This is a genomic window from Novosphingobium sp. SG707, assembly GCF_012275515.1.
Lineage (GTDB): Bacteria > Pseudomonadota > Alphaproteobacteria > Sphingomonadales > Sphingomonadaceae > Novosphingobium.
Genome location: NZ_JAAZQL010000001.1, coordinates 692,653 through 717,024 on the forward strand (window position 1 = coordinate 692,653; position 24,372 = coordinate 717,024).

The following is a 24,372-nucleotide window of genomic DNA, read 5'->3' on the forward strand; positions in this document are numbered from 1 at the left end:
AGATCACGGTGCCGCGCGTGCTCCTCTATCTTTGGGCGCGCGCGACATCATTGGCCCGAAGTAGTCGATAGGCCGCAAAACCCAGCACCAGCACCCCGCCGATCAACGCGGACCACAGCGCGATGATGCGCGGCGCAAACCCTTTGCGGCCATCGCCGGGGGCCACATCGATTTCGACAATCCGCCCATCGTCCTTCACCCGCGCCTGCGGGAAGGGCTCCGGCCGCGTGGCCAGTTCGGCCATGTCGAAAAAGGCGGGTGGGGCCTTTGCCTGCCCCACGGCCAGGCGATAGGGGGCCGCGCCATTCAAGGCGGCCAGCACTTCGACCGGAGCCAATTGCAGATCTAGCCTGGGCGCCTGCGAAAATCCGGCGCTGCGAGCATCCGCTTCGATCGTGAATTCGCGCGGCCCGACATCGCCCCATTCCAGAGATGCGCCCTTTTCCCCCTGCTTCACACTGCCCAAAGCGAGCGGCGTCCATGGCTGGTCTGGCGATGCACGGCCCAGCAGGCGGATCGGCACCACGCCATCCCGGCCAGTCATCGTGACCGTCAGGGCCGACGGCACCGCCCCTTCGGGCAGGGTCAAAAGCACATGATGCGGATCTTTCATCACCGCGCCCTTGGTGGCCACGGTGATGCGATGCGGCGCGGGCGTGGGCGAGGTGACAAGGTTTGCTCCGGTCACCATCGTGGCCGACGCGCCGCTCCATCTCACCCGCAGATAGCGCCCGCCCAGCACAGCGCCGCCCAGATCGATCCTGTCCGGCCCCAGCAGGCGCTTGCCCTGATCGGGCCGAAACAGCACCTTCTGCGTCAGGCTCTGCCAATGGCTGAGGTCGCTGCCCACGTCGAGCGAGACCGTCACCGGGTTTTGCACGGGCACGTCGGCTTCGAGCGTGATCGACATTGCCGGTTGGTCCAATTGGCGTGTGTCGAGCAGAACAGCGTGTTCCGATGCGGCGGGGGAGGGTTCATCGGTCTTGATGCTGACGGCCTGCGCTGCGCGATCCACCCGAACGGAAACGGAGGGGCCATGATGCGCGAGTGAGGGTGAACCAAACGGGATCGCCTTGACCCGGACGGCCGAAAATTCGCCGGGGCTCATCGGCAGCAAGGCCAGAGACAGCGTCCTGCCCTGCGCGTCGAACAGGCGAATGTCGCCCTTGTCCGCCCGCCGGATTGCCACCAGCGCGGCCGGAGGCAGCGCGACACGCTGAATTGGCTCCGCACCGGTCTCCACCGGCAGGGTCAGCGCAAAATCTTGCGGACCCAGCGGTTTGCCCTCATCCGCCCGGTCGCAAGAGACCAGCAGCAGGAGTGTCAGGGCGGCAAGGCGCCTCATGCGTCCAACCCCGCGCGATCATCCGCGCGCGGCGGCAGCGGCACGAAATAACCGATCAACAGCATCAGCAGGCCCACCCCGATAAAGGCGACGATGCGCGCCACGCCTTCGACCTTGGACATATCGACGATCACCAGTTTGACAACGACCACCCCCAACAGGACCGCGCCGGTCAGCCACGGCAAGCGCTGGCGCCGCCGATGGGCAAACAGCATCAGGCCCATCGCGACCAGCGTCCAGAGCAGTGAGCAGCCCGACTGGACAATCTGGCTCTCGATCAATTCCTCGCTGCTCCACCCCACGCCCAGATAATGGTGAGCGGTGCGCAGCCATAGGGTATTGACGATGGCAAAGGCCAGAACGGCACCTGCGCCCATCCCCGTTTCGCCGATTATCCATCCGGCGCCGTCGGGCCGGGGCTGGGCGCCGCACAGCATTTGGCGCCACAGGCCCAGCGTAGCCAGAGCCAGCAGGGCCGTCAAATCCACCGGATTGAGCAGCGGCACATAGGGCAGGGGATCGGTGACGCCTTCGGCCATCAGTGTGGTGGCCAGCGCCCCGCCATAGACCAGCACGGCCAGCACCCGCGCCCCATGCCACCAATAGGCCCGCGCGGCCGGATCGAGCGGCCAGCCAAGCCCGGTCATATCGGCGCGCGATGCCGCCTTGCCCGCCCAGCGCGTGAGCGCGAAAAGCATGGCGGTGGCGCTGATGAGAAACACCACGCCCGCCCATGATGTGTCCCACAGCGCGCCGCGATCAATCCCCAGCCACAGCCCGTCCGCCACCATGGCCGTGCCCAGCAGCACGCCGCCGCCATGCATGGCGAGCGTCCAGCGATCCACGGGCAGATGCCGCAGCAGCCACAGGTGCAGGCCAACCGCCAGCGCCCAGCAGAACAGGTCGGGCAGATAGAGGATGTTGCGCCCATCCATCAACGCGGCCAGAAGGCAGAGCGTCAACAGCGGCAGGGAAAGCCGCGCGGGCCAGCCTGCGACCGGCCAGTCTTTGCTGCGGCCAAAGGCCTGCGCGAGGGCCATGGCGCCAAGGATCGCCAGCATGGCGGTGTAAAGCTGCATATAGGGCGACAGCGCCGCCGCGGACAGCGAGGGTGCGGCAGCAGGAGCAGGCAGATAACGATCTGTTTCACGCAGGATGGCAAGGCAGACCAGCGCAAAGCCGCCCAGAAACCATGCCTTGCGCAAACTGTATTCCCACGGCGCATAGGCCTGCGCCAGAGACGACCCGCTGTGCGCCAGAGGCGCGCGCAGCAGCCATGCGGTGAACAGCACCGGCAGGGCCACCAGCATCGGCACCATAAACCCATTGTTGGCCAGCGGGAGCGCGGCAATGTTGGGTTCGAGAGACACCGCCACCATCAGCGCGGCGGCGGTCTGCAACAGCAAACCGAAAGCGCGCGGCATCCAGCGTGCCTGTCGCGCGCCCACCCAGAAGGCCCCCGCGCCTTCGAGCGCCCATGTGGCGGCGGTCCATTTTGCCTCCAGCGCCAAAGGCACGGCCAGCGTGACGAAGCCAACACCTATGGCCAGCAGACATTCGTTGAGCAGGCGCATCTCGGTCCGGCGCCTGCGCAGCGTCAGCGCGGCCATGCCGAGATAGGACGCGCCAAAGCCCAGCGCGGAAAAGGCCTCGGCAAAGGGGCGGCCATGGACCAGACCCGCCTGAAGCCCGAAACCGGCCAGCGCCGTCCCGAACAGCAGGGTGGAATCGGCGTAATTGCCGAGCGGACCCGGCGTGTTGTGCGCATAGAGCATGGCCGTCGCGAGATAGATCGCGATCGAGGCGATGAGAAAGATCTCGCAGAGCAGGAAATGCCGCGTTTCATAAGCGGAAAAGCCCCACAGACCGGCCAAAAGAAAGGTCGCGACAAAGCCCAGCAGATTGAGCGGCCGCCAGCTCTTTTTCCATGCGATCACCAGGATCGCCACATTCAGGATAGTGAGATAGGTGAACAGGCCGAGCGGCGTCTCGCTCTTGCCGCCCAGCAGCACCGGCACCGCAAACCCGCCCAGAAACGAGGCCAGCGCCATGGTCAGCGAATCCTGCATCAGCGCCAGCCCGCAGCCCAGCGCGGCAAACAGGATCATGAAGGCAAAGGCGGCCGCAGGCGGCAGCACCCCATAGGCCTTGGCCGCAGCGAACACCACGAGGTAGAGCACGGCCACGCCCGCTCCCTGAAGAGAGAGGCCAAAGGAGGGCCGCTCGATCCGCTTGTTGAGGCCCACCTGCAGCAGGGCCGCCCCGATCAGGGCAATCAGTGTCAGGCGCATTTCGATCGGAAACAGCCCGGCATTCGCCGCGAAACGCGCCAGAAAAACCAGGCCGACAAACAGCACTGCCAGACCGGCCCGCACAATCGTGTTGCCGCCCAGCAGCCACGCGCGCGCCTTGGCAATGGCCTCCTCGACAGGGTCGGTGCGGGCGGGATGGTAGGTTTCGGCGGGCGGTGGAGCGACCCACATTGCAGGTTCCGGTTCCGGCGCGGGCTCGTGCTCTTGGGGCGTTGCTTTTGCAGCGGGCGCGGCCTTCAACTCTTCCTCGATCAAGGTGGGGATTTCGATCGGCCGGGCCGCCTGCGCCGAGTGGTCGGCCCGTTCTGCCTCGGCCAAAGCGGCCTGCACGGCGGACTGGATTTCCTGCTGCACCAAAGAGCGCAGCCATAGCCCCATCAGGGCGCCAAGGACCCCGCCGATAAAGACGCCCGTTAGATTATATCCCCCGGAAAAGCCCCCCAAAAGCGCGCCGACAATGGCGGCCCAGCCAATAATTCCCATCCCCGCCTCATCATCTCGTCTGAAGCGGCAGCTTCGCAGATTTGATGAAAATGGAAAGGCTTGTGTAATCCTCCTTAAACGGACTGGTCACGCTGGTCCTGTATGGAGCGTGCAGGCCTAACGCGCCTGCTCCACGATGCCGCGACAGGGGCCAAAGCCGATGGCGCGATAGCCTTCGCGCATCGCGCGGGCGTGGAGCGTCAGTTCGTCGCCATCCTCAAGGAAACAGCGCTGCTCTCCGCTGGGCAGGAGGACAGGATGCTGGCCGCCTTGGGAAATTTCCATCAGGCTGCCCTCGCTCCCGGGGGCGGGGCCGGAGAGCGTGCCGGTGCCCAGCAGGTCGCCGGTATGCAGATCGCAGCCGTTTGAGGCGTGATGGGTGACGATCTGGGCGGGGGTCCAGTACATCGCCTCATGCGCCGTGCCCCGGCTCAGTTCCAGTGCGGCCATGCCGTTCCCGCGCATTGCCGCACTGGCTAGCGTGGCCGAGAGGGCGATGGACAGCGTCCCCTGCGCCTGATCCTGCGCATCCCACAGATGGGGCAGGGGCGCAGGATCGCCCTCGGGCCGCGCGGGTTGCGCCACGCGGAAGGGGGCCAGCGCCTGCGCGGTGATGACCCATGGCGAGATCGTGGTAAGGAAGCTCTTGGACAGGAACGGGCCGAGGGGTTGATATTCCCACGCCTGAATATCGCGCGCGGACCAGTCGTTGAGCAGACAGACCCCGGCGATCCGGTCCCATGCATCGGCAATCGGGATGGTTTCGCCAAGAGCATGATCCCCGGCGATCCAGATGCCCAGTTCGAGTTCGTAATCGAGACGGCGGCAGGGGGCATAGGTCGGATGATCGGCATTCTGCGGCTTGATCTGGCCCTTGGGGCGGATCACCGGTGCGCCCGATACGCGGATCGAACTGGCCCGCCCGTGATAGCCGATGGGGACGTGCTTGTAATTGGGCAGCAGCGGATTGTCGGGGCGAAACAGCTTGCCGATATTGGTGGCGTGGTGGATGCCGACATAGAAATCGCTGTAATCGCCAATGGCAAAGGGCAGATGCAATTCAACACTTTGCGCAGGGTAAAGCCACGGGACCACAGCGCGTTGCCGCGCCGGATCGGTCAGCACGGCGAAAAGCGCATGGCGCAGCGCGCGCCGCGTGGCTGCATCAAGGCGAAACAGGGCGTTGAGCGTTTGTTCGCTCAAAGCCGGGCACAGGGCATCGGGCAGCAGGCCAGCCTCCGCCAGCCCTGTCAGATCGACGACATAATCGCCGATCGCCGAGCCAATCCGCCGCGTTTCACCCTCGCGCGAAAAGACTCCCAGCGGCAGGTTCTGGACCGGAAAATCCGGGTGCTCATCGACGCCCTCAACCCAGCTTGAGGCGGCGGCATCATGAGTGTGGTCGATCACGCGTGATCTCCATCCCCGGCGGGCTCGTGATGCAGCCATTGCGCATGGCGCGGTGCGCGCTTGGTCCTGCTCCATTCCTCCAGCATCACCGGGGCCAGTTCGCGCAGTTCGCGATATTGCTCGTCCGTACCTATGTTACAGGCCAGTTCGAGCCGGTGGCCATTTGGATCGAAGAAATAGATCGAGCGGAAAATACCGTGATAGGTCGGCCCCAGCACGTCGATCCCCTGCGCCTCGATATGCGCCTTGGCGGAGAGCAGGGCGGCCTCGTCGGCGACTTCAAAGGCCAGATGCTGAACCCATGCGGGCGTGTTGGGGTCGCGGCCCATCTCGGGCTGGCCCGGCAATTCGAAAAAGGCCAGCACATTGCCCCCGCCTGCATCGAGGAACACATGCATATAGGGATCGAAGGCCCCGGTAGAGGGCACATGATCCTCGGCAAAGGCGGTGGTATAGGTCATGCCCAGCACGCGGCCATACCATTCCACCGTCTCTTTCGCGTCGCGGCAGCGATAGGCGACATGGTGGATGCGTTGCAGCTCTGGAACCTGTGTCATCATGCCTTCTCCGTCACGTTCAGCGCGCCGCGGCGCAACTGGTCGCGCTCGATGCTTTGGAACAGCGCGGTGAAATTGCCCTCGCCAAAGCCTTCGTCCTTCTTGCGCTGGATGAATTCGAAAAAGACCGGGCCGATCATCGTTTCGGAAAAGATCTGGAGCAGCAGGCGCGGATCGCCCTCTTCGGTGCTGCCATCAAGCAGGATGCCGCGCCTTTGCAGTTCCGCCACCGGTTCGCCATGGCCGGGCAGGCGTTCGGCCAGCATTTCGTAATAGGTCGCGGGCGGGGCGGTCATGAAGGGCGTGCCGCTGGCCTTGAGCGCGTCCCAGCCCGCGATCAGGTCGTCGCAGCGGAACGCGACATGCTGGATCCCCTCGCCATTATAGGCGCGCAGGAATTCGTCGATCTGGCCGCCGCCCGCCTTGCCTTCCTCGTTTAACGGGATGCGGATCTTGCCATCGGGCGCGGTCATCGCGCGGCTGGTCAGGCCCGTATATTCGCCCTTGATGTCGAAATAGCGGATCTCGCGAAAGCCGAAGACGCGTTCGTAGAAATGCGCCCAATGGGCCATCCGCCCGCCATAGACATTATGCGTCAAGTGGTCGATCGTGTGGAAACCGGCGCCGACCGGGTGGCGATCGACACCGGGCAGATAGGTGAAATCAATGTCATAGATTGACAGTTCATCGCCATAGCGGTCGATCAGATAGATGATCGAGCCGCCGATCCCTCTAATCGCGGGCAGGTGCAATTCCATCGGCCCGGTTTTCAGTTCCACCGGTTCGGCCCCGCGCTCGATGGCCGCAGCATAGCCATGGGCCGCATTGCGCACCCGCCAGCCCATGCCGCAGACGGATGGCCCATGCTCGGCGGCGAAATAGGCGGCGGGGCTGTGCGCCTCGTAATTGGCGATCAGGTTGATCCCGCCTTGGCGCCACAATTGCACATCCTTGCTGCGATGGTTGGCGATATGGGCAAAACCCATGGCGGCAAAGACCGGTTCGAGCAGGCCCTTTTCCGGCGCGGCAAATTCGATGAATTCAAAACCGTCCAGGCCCAGAGGGTTGGGGAACAGGTCGGCGGTGGGGGCGCTGTCGGCCATGGCTTTCTCTCCGCGATCAAAGGGCCGCGTTTTGCCGCAGCCGTTGGAGAAGGTTCTATCGCAAAACCCATGCGCGGTCCGCGCGAAGTTGGGGTGTGAACGGCTCCGCCGCGCGCTACTCTTGCGCTCATTTATCCTTTCATGCAAAAATGGCGCATGGATCAACTCGACCGCAAAATCCTGACCCAGCTTCAGGCCGACGCCTCGCTGTCCCACGCCGACATTGGCGAGATCGTCCACCTGTCCGCTTCACAGGTCTCGCGCCGGATTGCCCGGCTGCAACAGGATGGCATTATCCGCAAACAGGTCGCCCTGCTGGATGAGGAAAATCTGGGCCTGCATGTCGAGGCCTTTGTCGCCGTGACGATGACCTCCTATGCCCCCGAAACCATCGCCCGTTTTCACGAGCGGATGCAGGCCATCGAAGGCGTGCTGGACTGCTGCGCCACCACGGGGGATTCGGACTATCTGCTGCGCATTCTGGCGCGCGATCTGCGCGGCCTGTCCGAACTCATCAATCGTGGGCTGCTGGGCCATGGCGATGTGGCCAGCGTCCGTTCCAGCGTTGTGCTGGACCGCATCAAGCGCACCACCGAACTGCCGCTGGGGGATTGAAGGCGGCGCGGCATCTTCACCATGGCGTGCCGACAGGCTAAGGCCATGGTGATGACCGAACTTCCTCTGACGCCGCTCGAACGCGCCGCCCGCGCCATGTATGACAATGTTCAGCCCGATTGGGACTGGAGCGATCCCGATGCCGAGCCGATGCGCAAGCTGTATCGGGATAATGTCCGCGTCGCCTTCATGGCGGTGATGGAGCCCAGCGCGGCCATGATCGGCAAAGGCAACGCCAGACTGGAAGGCGGCGATTGCCTTGCAGTCTGGCAAACCATGGTCGCGGCCATGCTGCAGGGGCATTGACCGCGCTATCCCCGCAATCCCGCGCTCTCGCGGCTTTCCCTTGTCCGACAATAGGATTATCACGCCCCGGCAAGGGAAGGGTGAGGGCAGATGGGATCGATGAAAAGCACGCTGTCGGACCGGCACGTATGGGCCTTTGTCGCAGGCTGCATTGCCGTGACATTGGGCGTTTGCGCGCATTTGCCGATGTTTGCGATGGCGCGTGCCATGAATTATCAACTGGTCGGCATGCCCATGGACAACATGATGCTCTTTGGCATGGTGCTGATCGTTCTGGGCACGATGCTGGCCGCCTATGGCCTGTTGCCGCGCAATGTGACCGCGCAAAGGGAGAATGCCGCCCGGATCGAGGTGGCCGCGCCCGAGGATGCGCATCTTGGCCCGGCGCATTGGAGCCTGATGGCGGTGCTGACGCTGGCCCTTGTCATTGATGTCATGAAACCGGCCTCGCTGGGCTTCACCGTGCCGGGCATGATCAGCGAATATGGCGTGCCCAAGAAGACCGTCTCGCTGGTGCCGTTTTTCGCATTGGCCGGGACGGTGACGGGATCGGTGCTGTGGGGCTGGATTGCCGATGTCTATGGGCGCAAGGCCTCGATCCTGCTCTCGGCGGTGATGTTTGTTGGTACCTCGATCTGCGGGGCGATGCCCAGTCTGGAATGGAACATTGCCATGTGTTTCATGATGGGCGCGGCGGCGGGGGGAATGCTGCCGGTGACCTATGCGCTGCTGGCCGAGATGATGCCGAACCGGCATCGCGGCTGGAGCCTGGTGCTGGTCGGCGGATTGGGCGCGGTGGGCGGCTATTTCGCGGCCAGCGGCATGTCGGCCCTGCTGCAGCCGATCTTTGGCTGGCGCATCCTGTGGCTCGCGAATTTGCCCACCGGGTTGACGCTGGTGCTGCTGGGCGTGTTCATCCCCGAATCCGCGAAATTTCTGCTGGCGCGGGGCCGGGTGGAGGAGGCCGAGGCGGTCATGCGCCGGTTCGGAGCCAAGGCGCGGCGTACACAGGGCCCTGCCGATGGCGCGGCGCGTGAATCCCATGCGCTTGTCGGCTTTCAGCTCTACGGCAAACTGGCCGCGCTCAGCATCTGCGCGCTGTCATGGGGCCTGATCAACTTTGGCCTGCTGCTCTGGCTGCCCGCCGATCTTGTGGCCAAGGGCTATTCCGTGGGCGTATCAAGCCGCCTGCTGGCGGAAAGCGCGCTGATCGCCTTTCCCACCGTATTCGTGGCCGCCCTGCTCTACAGTCGATGGAGCACCAAATGGGCGCTGACCTCGATGATTGTGCTGACCTTGCTGGGCCTGCTTCTGGTCTTGCGGCTGGAACTGGCGGGCGGCGGCAGTCCGGTTCTGCCGGTCGCCTTGTTGATTGTGGGAACGAATGGCATCATCGCCATCGTGCTGCCCTATACGGCCGAGAGTTTCCCGTTGAAGGTGCGGGGGCGGGCCACGGGCTGGGTGGCGGCCTGGACAAAGGGCGGCGGATTGCTGGCGCAGGGCTTGACGATCAGCGGGATCGCACTGTCGATGGGGGCGTCCTCGCTGCTGGTGATGGTGCCGACCGCGCTTTCGCTCTTTCTGGTGGCATGGTTCGGCAAGGAAACGCGCGGGCGCGATCTGCGCGATCTGGATGAGGATGGAGGGCGGGCAAGCCCCGTTCCGCTCTAGATTTTGTTTTACCCCGTTTTCCAAGCCATCAGATGATTCCATCTGCTTCGAAAACGCTGCGGGATCGTGGTCGCCGCCGCCCGCGATCCCGGTTTCGGCACTCAGGTCCGGTGCGGCCTGTGGGTGTCATAGCCGAAATAGGCGATGACCGCATAGCAAATGGCGGGCAGGGCCAGCGCCAGTGACAGGCTGCCGGTCAGATCCGCCAGTGCGCCGGTCAGGATCGGCACGACGGCCCCGCCGAAAATGGCGATGTTGATGATGCCCGATCCGTCGGCCGCTCTGCGCCCCAGCCCTTTGCAGGCGAGGCTGAAGATGGTGGGAAACATGATTGAGTTCATCAGCCCGATCAGCAGCAGGCTGGCGGCGGCCAGATGGCCCGAGGCGTTGGCCGCGATCAGGATCAGCGCAATCGCGCCCATCGCATTGCAGGCCAGCACCTTGCCCGGAGAGACCGCCCGCAGCACCGCCGAGCCGACAAACCGCCCAACCAGCGTCCCGCCCCAATACCAGGGAATGTAAAGGCCCGCCGCCGCTTCATTAAGGCCCAGCACCCTGGGCTGTTTGAGATAATTGACGATCAGCGAGCCGATCGACACCTCCGCCCCGACATAGAGAAAGATGCAGAGCGCCCCCAGACCGAACCTCTTGTCGCGAAGCAGCGCAAAGCTTGCCACCAGCGAGGAGCTTTCGTGATGCTCATCTTTGAGCCGATGCCGGTTGGCCCAGACCACCCCCGCCACCACCAGCAGCGCCAGAGCCAGCGCGGTGTAGGTATGCACCACGGTCTGGGTTTCGGCCATGCGATGGGCCGCCAGCGCCGGCCCGGTCAGGGCGTCGCTCTTCCCTTCCCCTAGATTGCCAAGGATCAGTCCGGCGCCCACGGCGGGAAAGATCACCGTGCCCAGAGAGTTGAAGCCTTGCGCAAAGGACAGGCGGCTATGCGCCGTCCGCGCCGGGCCCAGCAGCGAGATCAGCGGATTGGTCACGACCTGCACCACCACAACCCCGCTGGCCAGTACGAAGAGCGCGAGGAGAAACAGGGCGTATGTGGCGCTTTGCGAGGCGGGGATGAAAAGCAGGCAACCCGCCATCATCGCCAGCAGCCCCACCACCGCCCCGCGCATATAGCCGATCCGCTTGACCAGCGCCGCGCCGGGCAGGCCCATCACGGCATAGGCGGTGAAGAAGCAGAACTGCACCAGCATCGCCTGCGTATAGCTGAGCGTGAAGAGGTCTTTCAGCTTGGGGATGATGACATCGTTGAGGCTGGTGATGCCGCCAAAGATGAAGAACAGCGCCAAGACGAAAACCTGCAGTTCGGGGGCGTCAAGATGGGTGCCTTCCGCGTCCGGTGAATTCAGATCGCGCTCGGCGGACAGATTGGGGGCCAGTGCCATGGGGATCCTGCGTTATGGCTTGGGTTCAAGGATAAAGACCTGCGCATCGCGCGGCGCCACATGCAGGGGCAGAGGGTCCTGCGTGTCGCCGATGCGCTTGCCGGTCCAGGCGTCGATCAGGTTGAAATGATGCTCCCCGATCTTGGCAAAGGTCTGGGTCAGATCATCGCCCAGTGGTTCCTTGGTCCAGTCCAGCACATGGTTCTGCACAGAGGAGGAACGGTTGAGCGCGGCAATGGCCCAGCGCTGGCCCGAGAGCGGCCGCGCCCAGATTTCCAGTTCGGAGCCGCGCTGCCATGCGAAACCCTGAATACCCAGCGTGTCCTGATCGATGGCGACAAGGCGCGGGTTGGTCAGGATGCGCGTGATTTCAGGCTTCAGGCCCGCAATATCGGCCCCCACGATCAGGGGCGCGGCCAGCATCGCCCACATCGCGAAATGCGAGCGGTTTTCGTTGAGATCAGTCAGATTGCCGACCTCGAGCATATCCGGGTCATTCCAATGCCCCGGCCCGGCATAGCGGCGCAGGCCCTCCTGCTTGTCGAGGATCTCCATCACGCCCAGACTGTTCCAACTGCCATGGCCCAGTTTGCAGGACCAGCAATTGGCGATGTCGCCCGTGGTGCGCCACAGGTTGCCGATGCCTGCGGCCCATTCCCAAGGCTTGCTGTCGCCCCATTCGCAGATGGAAAAGACGATTGCGCGGCCCGCCTGATCCAGCGCGGCGCGCATCGTGGCATAGGCCTCGCGCGGGTTGCGCTGCGCCGCGCCGGTGCCGGTGTTGCACCAATCATATTTCAGGTAATCCACGCCCCAGCGGGCATATTGCGTCGCGTCCTGAAATTCATGGCCCTGACTGCCCGCGCGGCCGCCGCAGGTTTTGGCCCCCGCGTCGGAATAGATGCCCAGTTTCAGCCCGCGTACATGGACATAATCGGCGAGCGCCTTGATCCCTGAGGGGAAGCGCGCCGGATCGGCCTGAATGAAGCCATCCTTGTCGCGCTCGCCTTGCCAGCAATCGTCGATATTGACGTAGGTGTAGCCCGCGTCACGCATCCCGTTGGCCACCATCGCGTCGGCCACGCCCCGGATCAGGCTTTCATCAATGCGGCAGCCATAGCGGTTCCAGCTGTTCCACCCCATCGGAGGGGTCTGGGCCAGAGGGGCGGCGCCCTGCGCAACGGCAGGCGACGCGGCGCAAACGAGGAACGCCATCAGCGCGGCGAGTATTTGGCGGAAGGAAAGGGATCTCACAAGACATCTCCCGAAAGGATAGGTTGCGCGATGAGGAACCGTGTGTGGGGGCTGATGCTCAGGGCGCTCAGGTCGGAAACAAGGGCGCAGTCGCCGGGGGCGGCGATGGCATCATCGGCATGAAGGGGGGCATTGAGGGGAATGACCAGCTTTGGCCTCTGGCCGTGATCAGCCAGTATGGCGGGCGGCACCGGACCTTCGCACAGATCGAGCCGGAACAGCGGCCCATCGACCAGTGACAGGCTCCCGCTTTCGGGTAGCACCTTGTGCATCCGCGCCTTGTCATAGGTTTCGGGCAGGGCGACGGCCATCCCCTCGTCCAGATGCAGCGGCCTTGGGCGGCCATAGTCATAGAGGCGATAGGTGATGTCGCTGTTCTGCTGGATTTCCAGCACGGTCACGCCCGCGCCGATGGCATGGATGGTGCCCGCCGGAATATAGAAGAAATCGCCGGGCCGCACCGGATGCCAGGCCATCATCGCCTCGATCGAGCCATCAAGCGCGGCCCCGCGCAGGGTCTGGGAGTCGGTCGCTTCCCGCAGGCCGATGCCCAGTTTCGCGCCGGGCTGGGCCTCGATGACCAGCCAGCATTCCTCCTTGCCTTGCGCGCCCAGCCCTTTGGCGAGGGTTTGCGCATCGCTGGGATGGACCTGAACCGAGAGGTTTTCGCTGGTGAAAATGTATTTCACCAGCAATTCGCGCAGGGACAGCGGCGGATCGAACCAGATCTCGCCGGTCTTTCCCTGCGCGGGCGAGGGAAAGGGCGCGGGCAGATCGGCCCGGCCCCATGGCTTGTCCACCGCGATGCGCGGCAGAAGGTGAAGCAGGCTCATGCAAGATCCAGCCTGGCAAGGATGGGAAGCAGCACGCCGTTCATCGCCGCATAACCGGCAGGCGTGGGGTGAACACCATCGACGGCCAGCCCTTCGCGCATCGCGCCATCGGGCCCGGCAAGGACCGGGTGATAATCGACCCACACATGGCCATGGGCCCGTGCATAATCGCGCAGCCAGATATTATGTGCGGCAATCGGACCTTTGGTTTCAAGGCCGGGGCGCCACGGGAAATTACCCGCCGGCGGGATCGAGGCCAGCAGCACGTGGATATGATGCGCCCGCGCCAGCGTGGCCATCGCGTCCAGATTGTCGCGGGTCATCTGGGCCGTCATCGGGCCGGTGTTGCCCGCAATGTCATTGGTGCCCGCCATGATATGCACCGCGCGCGGGCGCAGCGCGATCACATCCTGCATCATGCGCAGCAGCATTTGCGGCGTGGTCTGGCCGCCTATGCCGCGATTGACGCGCCCGGCGGGGAAAAACTCCGGGTTCTTGTCGCGCCAGCCCTGCGTGATGCTGTCGCCCATAAAGACGATGCGGGTTGGCGGCCCTTCGGCCAGCAGGCGGCGGTTGTCCTCGCCATAGCGGGCCAGCCAGGCGAAATCGGTATGGGCGCGGGCGGCTTCGGGGCTTTCGGCGGGGCCGGATTGCGCCCATGCCGGGGCGGCAAGGCCAAGGGGGGTGAGCGCACCCAAACCTTTGAGTATGGCGCGGCGGTGGGTGGGGATCATGGCTGGATCATCCATTGGCAGGGGGAGGCCTCTTGCGCCTGCGTTTGGGCGCCGGAGGCCGAGAACAGGAGTTGCTCTTTGTTCGCGCCGAACGCAGGCCATGGCGGGCGGGCGTCGTCATTGGGATCGCCGCGTCCGGCAAAACTCAGCCAGTAATCGGCCAGCGAGAGCGAGCCGAAACGCGCGTCACCCAAGACATAGGGAATGTCCGATCCGTGGAAGGACAGGCCCCCATTGGCGGCCAGATCGAACTCATAGCGCCAGACCTTGCTCCCCGCGCGGGAAAGGAGATCAGCCCATTGTCCGGCGGGACAGCGAAACAAAATGTCGGTGGCGATGCGCAGGTCGCGATTGCCCAGACGCGGATCGGCGGGGGGATCGCCTTGGTCGAGGTGATAATAGGCGCGGGCCTTATCGGCATTGGGGCCAAAGGCTGCGTCAACGCCTGCATCGCGATGAGCGCGCCCGCCCGGCAGGCCGAATTCGGCGCGGTTCGATCCGATGATCACCGGCCGGGGCGGAGCATGGGCCAGCAGCACAGCAGGCGTGTCAGGCAGCACCGCGCCGTCAATGGTCGTGCGCAGCCACAGGAAATCATCGCTCTCCAGCGCCGGATCATGCAGCGCCCTGTCCGCCTCCAGCAGCGCATGGGCCGATGCGGCGCGCAGGGGTTCCACGCTGCCGTCCGTGCCCAGCATCGCGTCGAGTTGGTCGCCGAGCCGCAGGGCCTCGGGCAGAGGCCGCCATGAAAGGCCGAAGGATGGCGTGCCGCTTTGCATAATGGCGCGGGCGAACAGCCCCTTTGCCCCCTGCGCGGCCAGCAGCAGGCCGACATCCTGCGCCCCTGCGGATTCGCCAAAGATCGTTACATTGGCCGGATCGCCGCCAAAGCGGGCAATATTGGCCTGCACCCAGCGCAGCGCGGCTATCTGGTCCATCAGACCATAATTGCCCGCATGGCCGCCCTGTTCGGAGGCCAGCGCGCGATGGGGCAAATTGCCAAAGATCCCCAGGCGGTACTGGATCGCCACCAGCACAAACCCGCGCCGGGCCAGAGGCGAAAGCACCGTATCGCCCGCAGAGCCAGCCCGGTTGCTGCCGCCGTGGATCCACACCATGACCGGGCGCTTGCCCGTCAGGGCGGGGGTGGCGACATCCAGCGTCAGGCAGTCCTCGGAGGCGCGGACATAATCGGCGTGGTTCCAGCCATAGTCATTTTGCAGGCAGGAGGGGCCGGATTTCGCCCCATTGCGCCATCCTTTCCACGGTTCGACCGGGCCGGGCGGTCGCCAGCGCAGCGCGCCCAGCGGCGGCGCGGCATAGGGAATGGTGCGGAAGATCCGCGTGCCATGGGCATCGGTAGTGCCCTGAACCGCGCCGCCGGTAATCGCCACCGGCGGCGGGGAGGCTTGCGCGGCCCCCGCGCCTAGCAGCGCCGCCAGCCATAGGGCGCGCCATCTCATGGCAGGCGCGCCTCGGCCTCAACCACATTCCATCCGCGCAGCGCCACATGCGGCGCGGGGCCTTTGCGCGCGGGATAGCGGATGGTGATGGTCTGGCTCTGCCCACCGGTCAGCGAGACATAATTGTCGCTGTAATAGGCGGGCAGGATGCGCTCGCCCTTGGCGTCAAGCAGGGTCAGCTTGGCGGCAAGCGCGGGCGTGGCGGCAGGATTGGTGATGGTGACGCGCAATTCCTGCTCGCCGCTGACGGTTATGGGCGCGGCCAATTTGGCGCGCAGGGCCACCTTGGGCATGGCGTTCAGCGCGCGATAGCTGGCCTCATCGCGCCCGCGCCAGTAGAAATTGGATGAGACAAGACGGCCCGAAGCATCGCTCAGGTTCTGCGTCACCAGCACCATCGGATAATCGGCCAGCACTTTGTCCAGTGGCAGCGGGGCCAGCATCGTATCGGCATTGGCCGAGGCATCGAGACGGTCGGTGCGGCCGAAAAGCTCCTTGCCGTCCAGCCCCAGAATACGGCTGGTGGCGACAAGGCCGGGGGCGGGCTCGCGCGTGGTGTTGATCACCACGACTTCATTGCCGGGCAGGTTCAATTGCACATGGACCGGCTCAGACGCCTTGGCGATGCCGTAATAGGCGGCATGGGTGTCGTAATCCGAACTGTAGATCTGCCATGCATTCGAGGTCCATGCCGGATGGGTCATCCACAGCAGGCGGCCCGAATTCTTGGTCCAGAGATGGCCAAGAAAGCCCTCGAACATCGCCTTATGGCCTTCGAGGTTCATCATCTGGGCCTTGCGCTCGAAATCGGCAAAGCTGGTGGCGGGGCCGAAACGGGTGTTCAGGCTGGCCATGAAGGTCTTGGTGTCGCCATTGCCGGAAAAATGCCAGTCATGATAGGCCAGCGTGTCGCTGAGCGGCCATTGGTCCGCCTTGGGCACATAGGCCGCAATCGCCTCGCGCGTGGCCAGAGAAGGCGTGCCGGTTTCCACCGAAAAGCCGGTGGCCAGATCGGTGAAATAGGCTTCGGGCTGGCGGTAATTATAGGGGCCGGAGCCTTGCAGGTTTACCGTGTTCGAGCCGCCCGTGAACCAGCGCGTGCCGTCGAGGCGGAAGAGCAGATCGTCCAGCCCTTCATTCAGCATCGGATAGGGCACGCCCTCGTTCCGCCCGAACCACACCACGATCGACGGATGGTTGCGATAGCGCTTCACCGTATCCTCGGCATTGGCGAGGAACAGGGCGGGGTCCTGCGGCTCAACCTGAAAATTCTGGGTCGATTGCCAGAAGTCGTTGAGCACCATCATGCCATATTCGTCGGCCAGATCGTAGAACTCATCCTCGGTGTTGTTGCCCATCCAGTTGCGGATGATGTTGAGATGGGCATCCTTGTGCAGGCGGAAATAGGGCTCCAGTCGGGCGCGGTCATGGCGTTTCAGGGCATCGTCCATGCCCCAGCTTCCGCCCCGCGCGGCGATCTTCACGCCATTGACGCGGATGGTCAGATGCGGCTCGGGCAGCGTATCCTCCCGCGCACCGCCGGGGATGCCTCACCCGCCGCTGTCAGCGATTCCACCCAGCCCTTGGGGCTTTGCTTGATCGCCTCGTGGCGCACATCGATCAGCTTGATGCCCGCCTGCCGCCCATCGGTGGGCTGCACATTGACGCGGCGCAGATGGCCCGCCCTGTCCATCAGCGAGAGGTCATAGGACACTTCGCGAATGCCGAAGCGTGTGGTGCTGGTGTCGGCGCTCTGCCCATCCACGACGGCCTCGATGCGCAGCGTGTGGAGCGCCGGATCGCCATAGCCGTTGGGCCACCACAGGCGCGGGTTCTTGACATGCAACGCGGCAAATTCGGCAGGCGCAAAGCGGGCCTCGCTCTCGCCGGGTGGGGCGGTGATTTCGCGGCTGATGCGAACATCGTCGAAACTGGCGGTGATGGTGACGCGGCGGGGTTGCGCGCCGTCATTGATGACCGGCACGGCGATGGAGATGTCGGCCGCATCCGTGCGCGGCAGAGGCAGGTCGGTGATGACCTGCGGATCGCCCAGACGCACCGCGCCGGTGGCCTGAATTTCCACATCCTGCCACAGGCCGGTGTCGCGGTCGCGGATGCCGGGGATCCAGTCCCAGCCCTCGGTGGCGATGAAGGTTGGACCGTCGATGGCCAATTGCCCGCCGTTTTCGCCCACGCCCGCGCTGATGGATTGTTCATGCGGTGTGCCGGGATGCGGGGGCGGCGATACGCGGATGGCCACGACATTTTCGCCCGCCATCGCGTTGAAGGCAAAGCGGCCCCGCGTGAAGGCGCCTTTCGTGCCCCCTGCATGCGCGCCGTTGATATAGACCTCACTGGCGTAATTCACGCCATTGAGAACCAGCGCGAGACGCTTGCCTGCTGCCGAGGCGGGCAGGGTGAAAGCGGCGCGATACCAGTAATCCTGCCGGGCAAGGCTTTCGGGGATTTTCAGATTGTTGAGGCCGAAATAGGGATCGGGATAGACACCGCGATCAATCAGCGTGGTCAGCACCGTGCCCGGAACGGTCGCCGCGCGCCAGATGCCTGCGGGCTTGCCGGGCAGCGAGAGGGCCGCGCCATCCTGCGCCACATCGGGCGCGGCGGCCAGTTGCCAGCCATGGAGGCGCCAGCGGTCGGGGGTAATCATCTCCAAGGCGGCGCGTGGCGTCACAGGCTTGGCAACAGGCGCTGTGGTTTCGCCCTTGCCCACGGGCAGGGTCCAGGGGTCTTGCGGGCGCCAATAGCCGGTGTTGGCGGTTTTCTGGAATTCCCAGCCCACGCCGACCTGCCACATATGGACAAGCTCGAAGGCAGGGCGGGCGCCAGCCCTGGCGGCAATGGTTTTGGCGTTGGCCGCTTCGGGCGCGATCTGCGCAGCAACGAGCGAGCCGTTGAAATGGGCCTGCCCATCCTGCGCCGGGGCGATATGGATCTGTCCGGCAACCGGCTGCACCGGCAACGATCCCGATGCCACCATCTGACCATCGACATAGATCTGGGCGCCATCGGCGCTCAACGTGGCGGCGATATGGACCCATTGGGTTTTGACGAGCGGTTTGGGGGCAATCAGCCGATACGACGCATCGCCCGATTGCAGCGCGGGCCGCCCGTCGATCAGCATCAGGCTTCGGTTCGGCCCTGACACATCGCCCAGTGTGATCAGACCAACCGAACCTTGCGCTATTTCTGCGGGATTGATCCAGGTCGATATCGTCATGCCCGATCCGCCGGACAGCAGATCCGAGGGCGGCAGTTCGCGGTCAATCCCGATGCCGCCTTGCAGGAATATCGCATTATAGGGGCCAAGCGCTTCTGCCGATGCGGCCACCGGCGCGTCGGCCAAGGCGGGCTGGACAAGCGCGGGCAGGCAGGAAACAATCGCGCAAAGAGCAACGCTGCCGGCCATTTTTCGGCCGAATTTAGGCAAAACCATATAACTCTCCCATGTCCCCGCGCCGAGCGCGGCGATCCGGACGCCATCTGTTCCGATGGGCATCATGCTTGCAAGCCTAGCGAATTTATTTATTAATGCAAATTGAAATAATAAAAGGATGCCTGCCATATGCCCCCTTCTTCCCTCCCCCGATCCGGGCCTTCGATGGCCGCGCGTTGCGCGGTGCTGGCCAGCATGGCCGGGCTGCTGTTCGGCATTGATACAGCGGTCATTTCGGGCGTCACCCAAGCATTACAGAAAGTCTTTGCCCTTAGCCCGCAGGATCTGGGGCTGGCGGTTTCCGCAGCCCTGTGGGGGACTTTGGCGGGCGCGGCCGTCGCGGGGCGGGCGGGCGACGTCTTGGGCAGCCGCCGTCTGCTGCTGTGGGTCGGATGGCTCTATGTCGTTTCGGCTCTGGGGACGGCGCTGGCCAATGGGCTGGTGAGTTTTTGCCTGTTCCGGCTGCTGGGCGGTCTGGCCATCGGCGCTTCCTCGGTCGTGGCGCCGGTCTATATTTCGGAAATCAGCGCCCCTGCCGAGCGCGGACGGCGGGTCGGCATGTTTCAATGCGCGATCGTTTCGGGGATTTTGCTGGCCTATCTCTCCAACGCACTGGTGGCACGGGGCGGTTTCGGGGCGATGGAATGGCGGGTGAAACTGGGGCTGGCCTGCGTGCCGGCGCTGGGCTTTGCGCTGTTGGCGCCATGGTTGCCCGACAGTCCGCGCTGGCTGCAGGCGCGGGGGCGCGATGCGCGGGCGGCGGCGGATCGGCTGGGCCTGATGCTGGAAACGGTCGCTCCGACGGTGAAGGACGAGCGCCTGTCATGGCGCCTGCATCGCAAGCCGATCCTGCTGGCCTTGGCGATCGGCGCGTTCAATCAGCTCTCGGGGATCAATGCGATCCTCTATTATCTCAATGACATATTTGCCGCCGCCGGTTTTTCGGGTTTTTCCGCCGACACCCAGGCCGTGGCCGTTGGGCTGGCCAATCTGCTGGCGACGCTGGCGGGCATGGCGATGATTGATCGGTTGGGGCGGCGTCCGCTGCTGCTGGCGGGGGCGCTGGGCACTTTTGCCGCGCTGGTCGGGGTGACGATGATCTTTGCCCTTGGTCAGGGCCGGGCATGGCTGTTGCCGCTGCTGGTAATGTTCATCGGCTTTTTCGCCGTGTCGCAAGGGGCGGTGATCTGGGTCTATCTTTCCGAACTTTTCCCCACCGCCGTTCGCGCGCGTGGTCAGGCGCTGGGCAGCAGCACGCATTGGGTGCTCAACGGCGCGATCAGTTTTGCCTTTCCGGTGCTGGCCGCGCATGGCCCGGCGCTGCCCTTTGCGGGTTTTGCGCTGGCCATGGCGGTGCAGGTCTTTGTGGTCTGGCGCTGGTTTCCCGAAACGCGGGGCGCCTCGCTCGACGATCTGGCAAGGCGCCTTGCCGGATAGGCCGCATGGTCCTTCGCGCAGGCAAACGTCGTGTCGGCCTCTATCTCAGCCTTACCCCGGCAAGGTCTGACTTAAGGCGGAACATGAAGGATCTCCTATAAAGAAAAATGTTTGAATTAATATTTTGTGGCTGGCCTTTGCCTGTGGCAAAGCGAAGAAGGTGAATGTGGGGCGCATGGGCGAAGTGATCGCGCTGCCTTGAAAGGATTTTTGGATGATGGCTCGGCGCGTTCTTGTCTTTTCAAACGGATGGCCTGCCTGATGACGCATAGTCCGATCCGCCTTTCGGGCACCAATCTGGAACGCGCCGCCGACCATAATCAGCGTGTGACGCTGCATGCGATCCGGGTCAACGGACCGATCACGCGGGTGGATCTGGCGCGGATCACCGGGCTGACGGCGCCCTCCATCGCCAATATTACCAAGCGTCTGGCCGCCGAAGGGCTGATCGAGGAGGCCGGGCAGATCCGTGGCGGGCGCGGCCAACCGGCCACCAAGCTGGTGGTCAACAAGGCGGCCTGCTATTCGCTGGGCGTCAATATCGACCGCGATCATATCACCATCGTACTGGTCGATTTCGCTGGCGAGGTGATGGCGCAGGCCACGCGCGACATCGCCTTCCCCAAACCCGAGGACGTGCGCGATCACTACCGGGTGTCCGCCGCCGAACTGGTGGCGAAGGCCGGGGTCGATCCGGGCTTGCTGGTGGGGGTAGGGGTGGCCATGCCCGATGATTTCGGGCTGATCGACCTGCCCGGACGGCCCGAGGATTTCGCGCTCTGGGAAAGCACCAATATTGCCGCACTGCTGTCCGATCCCTTTGGTCTGCCGGTGTTTGTCGAGAATGACGCCGCCGCCGCCGCCATGGGCGAACAGCAGTTGGGTCACGGCCTGAAAGCGGCCAGCTTTTTCTATTTGCTGATATCGTCCGGCCTTGGCGGAGGGCTGGTGATCGACGGCAATTATATCCGGGGCGCGCAGGGCCGCAGCGGCGAAATCGGCTTCCTTTTGGCGCGGGGCACGGGTGAGCAGATCCAGAATCTCGTCTCGTTGTCGGGCGTCTATCGGCTGATGGCCGGGGAAGGGCTGACGCCTGCCGATCTGCGCGGCGACGGGGCTGCTTTGGAGCAGGTGCGCCGCCGCTGGATCGATCTGGCCAGCGATCAGTTGGTCGAGCCGCTGGTGGCGGTCAGTTGCCTGATCAACCCGGCGGCGGTGATTATCGGCGGGCGCCTGCCGGGGGGATGGATCGAGGATCTGGTCCATGCGCTCAATACAAGGCTGGAAAGCCATCGCCACCATGTCCCCGTGCTGGCTCCGGTGATGAAGGCCCGACTGGCCGAGGAGGCGCCTTCGGTCGGCGCCGCTGTTCTGCCCTTCAGCCATTTCCTGCTGCCCAAGGCGACGGCCTTGTGGAAGGGGCCGGCCGAGGGCTGAGCCATCAGCGCGCCTGTTCCTCCAACGCATTCAGGCCCAGAGCGATGGCGCCCAACGGCCCCGCCTGATCGCCAAGGCCCGGGGGCAGAATGAAGGTTTCCTCCGGCAGGGGAATATAGCCTGCAACACTGTCGCGCACATGGCGCTCGATCATCGCGCGCAGATGGGGCTGGCCATTGGCGACGCCGCCGCCGATCAGGATGCGGCGCGGGCCGGTGGCCATCAGCATGGTGTGGCACATCTGCGCCAGCGCATGGGCCACGCTGTCCCATAAGGGATGATCTGCGGGAATGTCATGCACATGATCCTGCCCCAGCCGCGCCTTGATGGCAGGCCCGGCGGTCAGCCCTTCGACGCAATCGCCATGATAGGGGCAATGGCCCGGCCAATTGTCACCGGCCAGACGGGGCACGCGGATATGGCCCATCTCGCAATGGCCCAGCCCGCGCGTGGCATGGCCATTCACGATCAGCCCGACCCCGACCCCGGTGCCCACCGTGACATAGGCGAAATCCTGCAGGCCCTGCGCCGCGCCCCAGCGCTGTTCGGCCAACGCGGCGGCATTCACATCCGTGTCGAAATGGCAGGGCACGGCGTAAGGCGCGCAAAGCGTATGAAGCACATCGGTGTCGCGCCAGCCCGGCTTGGCCGTGGCGGTGATATGGCCGAAATCGGGTGTGCCCGGCGTCAGGCCCACCGGGCCGAAAGAGCCGATCCCCAGCGCGTCAAACGGCGCCTTTGCGGCCCAATCGGCCAGAATGGCCGAGAGCGCGGGTAAGGTGATGTCGGGCTGCGTGGTGGGCACAGTGGTCTGTTCCAGCACATGCCCCTCGCCATCGCCGAGGGTGGCGACGCATTTCGTGCCGCCCAGTTCAATGCCGGCAATGCGAAGTGTCATAGATAGTCTCCAGGGGAATAAGGGTGGTCAGCCCACGCCGACGGGCGCGGCGGCGCGGCTCGCCTGTGGGGCAAGCCGGGCCAGAAAATCGCGGGCGGGGCGGGCATGGGCGGCAGCCGCCCTGATCGCCTCGCGCATATGGTCGAGCGCTTCGACCACCTGCGCATCGGTGAAATAATCGGCCATGGGATCATGCGCTGCGGGCATGATGCCGAAACCGGCATACATGCTCAGCCAGCTCGGATCGAAAAAGGCTTCCCATTCATACCGAACCAGCTTGCCCCGCGCGCGCCAGAGCGACAATTTATGGGCCAGCTTTTCGGGCAGAGGCGCGGCGCGCATCTGGTCCCACAGCGGCTCGCCATGGCGGCGGTTGGCGTGATAATGCAGGATGAGAAAATCGCGGATGCGCTCATATTCCAGCGTGGTGGCCCGGTTGAATTCATCCGCCAGCGCCGGATCGCAGGCGCGGTCAGGAAAGAGATCGACCAGTTTTTCCAGCGCGGTCTGAATGAGCGTGATCGAGGTGGATTCGAGCGGTTCAAGAAAACCTGCCGCCAGCCCGACGCCAATGCAATTGCTCCGCCAGAATTCCCTCCTGTGTCCCGCGCCGAAGCGGATCAGGTTGGGTTCGGCCAAAGCCTCGCCTTCGAGATGGGCGCGCAAGGTGGCCGCCGCTTCATCGTCGCTGATATGCGTTGAGGCATAAACATAGCCATTGCCCACGCGATGCTGCAGCGGGATCCGCCATTGCCAGCCCGCCTTGCGCGCGGTGCTGGTCGTATAGGGCCGGTCAAAGCCGCCCGAGGCCGCGCAGGGCATGGCCACGGCCCGGTCGCAGGGGAGCAGGTCGGTCCAGTCCACCCATGAGCTGCCCATCGCCTCGCCCAGCAGGAGCGCGCGAAATCCGGTGCAGTCGATGAACAGATCGCCCGCGATGGAGAGCCCGCCGCGCGTTTCGAGCGATGTGATATGGCCTGTTTCGCCATCGGTGACGGTGCGCGTGATCACATCGTCGATCAGCCGCACTCCGCGCCGCTGCCCCAGATCACGCAGCATGGCGGCAAAGCGCGAGGCGTCGAAATGGACGGCCCAGTCGAACACGGCCAGATCATTGACCGGATTGTCCACCGGCAGCATGAAGGCGCCGTTACGGGCCATTTCGGTGCAAAGGCTGTAATCGCCCAGATCGCGGCCCAGCCCGGCTTGTGCGAGTTTCAGCCAATATTGATGAAAAGGCACCCCGCGCGAGGAAAGGCCGTAAAGCCCGAAGGGGTGAAAGAAGCGCGTGTCTTCGCCTGCCCATCCGGCAAAGTCTATGCCCAGTTTGGGCGTGCCGCCCGTGGCGCGCAGCACATCGAAGTCATGCAGGCCGATCATTCTGAAGAAATCGCGGATAGCGGGAACGGTTGCCTCGCCAACGCCGATTGTGCCGATTCCGTGCGATTCAACGAGGGTGATGGCGATCCCTCGCCCTTCGAACCGCGCGGCCAGATAAGTGGCCGCCATCCAGCCCGCCGTGCCGCCGCCCGCCACCACCACTGAGCGGATCGCGCCGGGAGAGGCGTTTTGCTGATCGAAGTCTGGCATTGCGACGCTCCTGAAAAAACAGGCCTCAAAAAATCGGGCGGCGTTGCAGGCCGTTACGGCGCTGCAAGGC

20 protein-coding genes are annotated in these 24,372 nt (G+C 64.5%); 5 read left to right on the plus strand and 15 right to left on the minus strand.

Features of this window, described 5'->3' with window-relative positions; all coding sequences use genetic code 11:
- Positions 1-25: 25 nt before the first annotated feature.
- The 5 genes from FHW92_RS02745 to hppD all read right to left on the minus strand — a co-directional run bounded on the left by FHW92_RS02745 (position 26) and on the right by hppD (position 7,210).
- The gene (locus FHW92_RS02745; RefSeq protein ID WP_168601668.1) at positions 26-1,345 is read right to left on the minus strand and encodes a DUF3999 family protein; all 1,320 of its coding nucleotides are present in this window, start codon (positions 1,343-1,345) and stop codon (positions 26-28) included.
- The gene (locus FHW92_RS02750) at positions 1,342-4,140 is read right to left on the minus strand and encodes a DUF2339 domain-containing protein (protein ID WP_210428342.1); all 2,799 of its coding nucleotides are present in this window, start codon (positions 4,138-4,140) and stop codon (positions 1,342-1,344) included. Before FHW92_RS02750 ends, FHW92_RS02745 begins: the two co-directional genes overlap by 4 nt.
- Before the next feature lie 117 nt (positions 4,141-4,257).
- Entirely contained in the window at positions 4,258-5,589 is a 1,332-nt protein-coding gene (gene fahA, locus FHW92_RS02755; protein WP_168601669.1) for a fumarylacetoacetase, read from the minus strand.
- Positions 5,547-6,107, minus strand: a complete 561-nt coding sequence (locus tag FHW92_RS02760) for a VOC family protein (RefSeq protein ID WP_168601670.1) — start codon at positions 6,105-6,107, stop codon at positions 5,547-5,549. Before FHW92_RS02760 ends, fahA begins: the two co-directional genes overlap by 43 nt.
- On the minus strand, positions 6,107-7,210 hold the full coding sequence (gene hppD / locus FHW92_RS02765; protein WP_168601671.1) for a 4-hydroxyphenylpyruvate dioxygenase: 1,104 nt from the start codon (positions 7,208-7,210) through the stop codon (positions 6,107-6,109). The genes FHW92_RS02760 and hppD overlap by 1 nt, the downstream gene beginning before the upstream one ends.
- 156 nt (positions 7,211-7,366) lie before the next feature.
- Here hppD and FHW92_RS02770 point away from each other — a divergent pair, with 156 nt between their 5' ends.
- From FHW92_RS02770 to FHW92_RS02780, 3 genes are all read left to right on the plus strand, one after another.
- Positions 7,367-7,825, plus strand: a complete 459-nt coding sequence (locus FHW92_RS02770) for an Lrp/AsnC family transcriptional regulator (protein WP_168601672.1) — start codon at positions 7,367-7,369, stop codon at positions 7,823-7,825.
- 51 nt (positions 7,826-7,876) lie between these two features.
- A complete protein-coding gene (locus FHW92_RS02775; RefSeq protein WP_168601673.1) occupies positions 7,877-8,131 on the plus strand; it encodes a hypothetical protein in 255 nt (84 codons plus the stop codon).
- A gap of 90 nt (positions 8,132-8,221) precedes the next feature.
- A complete protein-coding gene (locus tag FHW92_RS02780; protein WP_168601674.1) occupies positions 8,222-9,802 on the plus strand; it encodes an MFS transporter in 1,581 nt (526 codons plus the stop codon).
- A 101-nt stretch (positions 9,803-9,903) separates the two neighbouring features.
- On the opposite strand, the gene FHW92_RS02785 is transcribed toward FHW92_RS02780, so the two are convergent.
- From FHW92_RS02785 to FHW92_RS25645, 7 genes are read right to left on the minus strand one after another with little or no spacing between them, the layout of a single operon-like run.
- Positions 9,904-11,202, minus strand: a complete 1,299-nt coding sequence (locus FHW92_RS02785) for a sugar MFS transporter (protein ID WP_168601675.1) — start codon at positions 11,200-11,202, stop codon at positions 9,904-9,906.
- A 12-nt stretch (positions 11,203-11,214) separates the two neighbouring features.
- Positions 11,215-12,456 carry a glycoside hydrolase family 27 protein gene (locus FHW92_RS02790; protein WP_349237636.1) on the minus strand — a complete coding sequence of 414 codons (1,242 nt, stop codon included), beginning with the start codon at positions 12,454-12,456 and terminating at the stop codon, positions 11,215-11,217.
- Positions 12,453-13,289: a class I mannose-6-phosphate isomerase gene (locus FHW92_RS02795; protein ID WP_168601676.1), complete on the minus strand. Its 837-nt coding sequence runs from the start codon at positions 13,287-13,289 to the stop codon at positions 12,453-12,455. The genes FHW92_RS02790 and FHW92_RS02795 overlap by 4 nt, the downstream gene beginning before the upstream one ends.
- A complete protein-coding gene (locus FHW92_RS02800) occupies positions 13,286-14,023 on the minus strand; it encodes a GDSL-type esterase/lipase family protein (protein ID WP_168601677.1) in 738 nt (245 codons plus the stop codon). Before FHW92_RS02800 ends, FHW92_RS02795 begins: the two co-directional genes overlap by 4 nt.
- Positions 14,020-15,486: a carboxylesterase family protein gene (locus tag FHW92_RS02805; RefSeq protein WP_168601678.1), complete on the minus strand. Its 1,467-nt coding sequence runs from the start codon at positions 15,484-15,486 to the stop codon at positions 14,020-14,022. The genes FHW92_RS02800 and FHW92_RS02805 overlap by 4 nt, the downstream gene beginning before the upstream one ends.
- Positions 15,483-16,970, minus strand: a complete 1,488-nt coding sequence (locus FHW92_RS25640) for a glycoside hydrolase family 2 TIM barrel-domain containing protein (RefSeq protein WP_349237637.1) — start codon at positions 16,968-16,970, stop codon at positions 15,483-15,485. The genes FHW92_RS02805 and FHW92_RS25640 overlap by 4 nt, the downstream gene beginning before the upstream one ends.
- Positions 16,971-16,987: 17 nt before the next feature.
- Positions 16,988-18,913 carry a LamG-like jellyroll fold domain-containing protein gene (locus tag FHW92_RS25645; protein ID WP_246869873.1) on the minus strand — a complete coding sequence of 642 codons (1,926 nt, stop codon included), beginning with the start codon at positions 18,911-18,913 and terminating at the stop codon, positions 16,988-16,990.
- 192 nt (positions 18,914-19,105) lie between these two features.
- Between FHW92_RS25645 and FHW92_RS02815 the strand changes: the two genes are divergently transcribed.
- The gene (locus FHW92_RS02815) at positions 19,106-20,377 is read left to right on the plus strand and encodes a sugar porter family MFS transporter (RefSeq protein ID WP_168601679.1); all 1,272 of its coding nucleotides are present in this window, start codon (positions 19,106-19,108) and stop codon (positions 20,375-20,377) included.
- A 51-nt stretch (positions 20,378-20,428) separates the two neighbouring features.
- Here FHW92_RS02815 and FHW92_RS02820 read toward each other — a convergent pair whose 3' ends face one another.
- Positions 20,429-20,647, minus strand: coding sequence for a hypothetical protein (locus FHW92_RS02820; protein WP_168601680.1), 219 nt, complete (start codon positions 20,645-20,647; stop codon positions 20,429-20,431).
- On the opposite strand from FHW92_RS02820, the gene FHW92_RS02825 reads away from it, so the two are divergent.
- On the plus strand, positions 20,639-21,814 hold the full coding sequence (locus FHW92_RS02825) for an ROK family transcriptional regulator (RefSeq protein ID WP_168601681.1): 1,176 nt from the start codon (positions 20,639-20,641) through the stop codon (positions 21,812-21,814). The two genes, FHW92_RS02820 and FHW92_RS02825, sit on opposite strands and share 9 nt — an antisense overlap.
- A gap of 4 nt (positions 21,815-21,818) precedes the next feature.
- Here the strand turns inward: FHW92_RS02825 and FHW92_RS02830 are convergent, their stop codons facing one another.
- Both FHW92_RS02830 and FHW92_RS02835 read right to left on the minus strand, forming a co-directional pair.
- A complete protein-coding gene (locus FHW92_RS02830; protein ID WP_168601682.1) occupies positions 21,819-22,712 on the minus strand; it encodes an ROK family protein in 894 nt (297 codons plus the stop codon).
- 27 nt (positions 22,713-22,739) lie between these two features.
- Positions 22,740-24,302 carry a tryptophan halogenase family protein gene (locus FHW92_RS02835; protein WP_168601683.1) on the minus strand — a complete coding sequence of 521 codons (1,563 nt, stop codon included), beginning with the start codon at positions 24,300-24,302 and terminating at the stop codon, positions 22,740-22,742.
- Between the last annotated feature and the right edge of the window lie 70 nt (positions 24,303-24,372).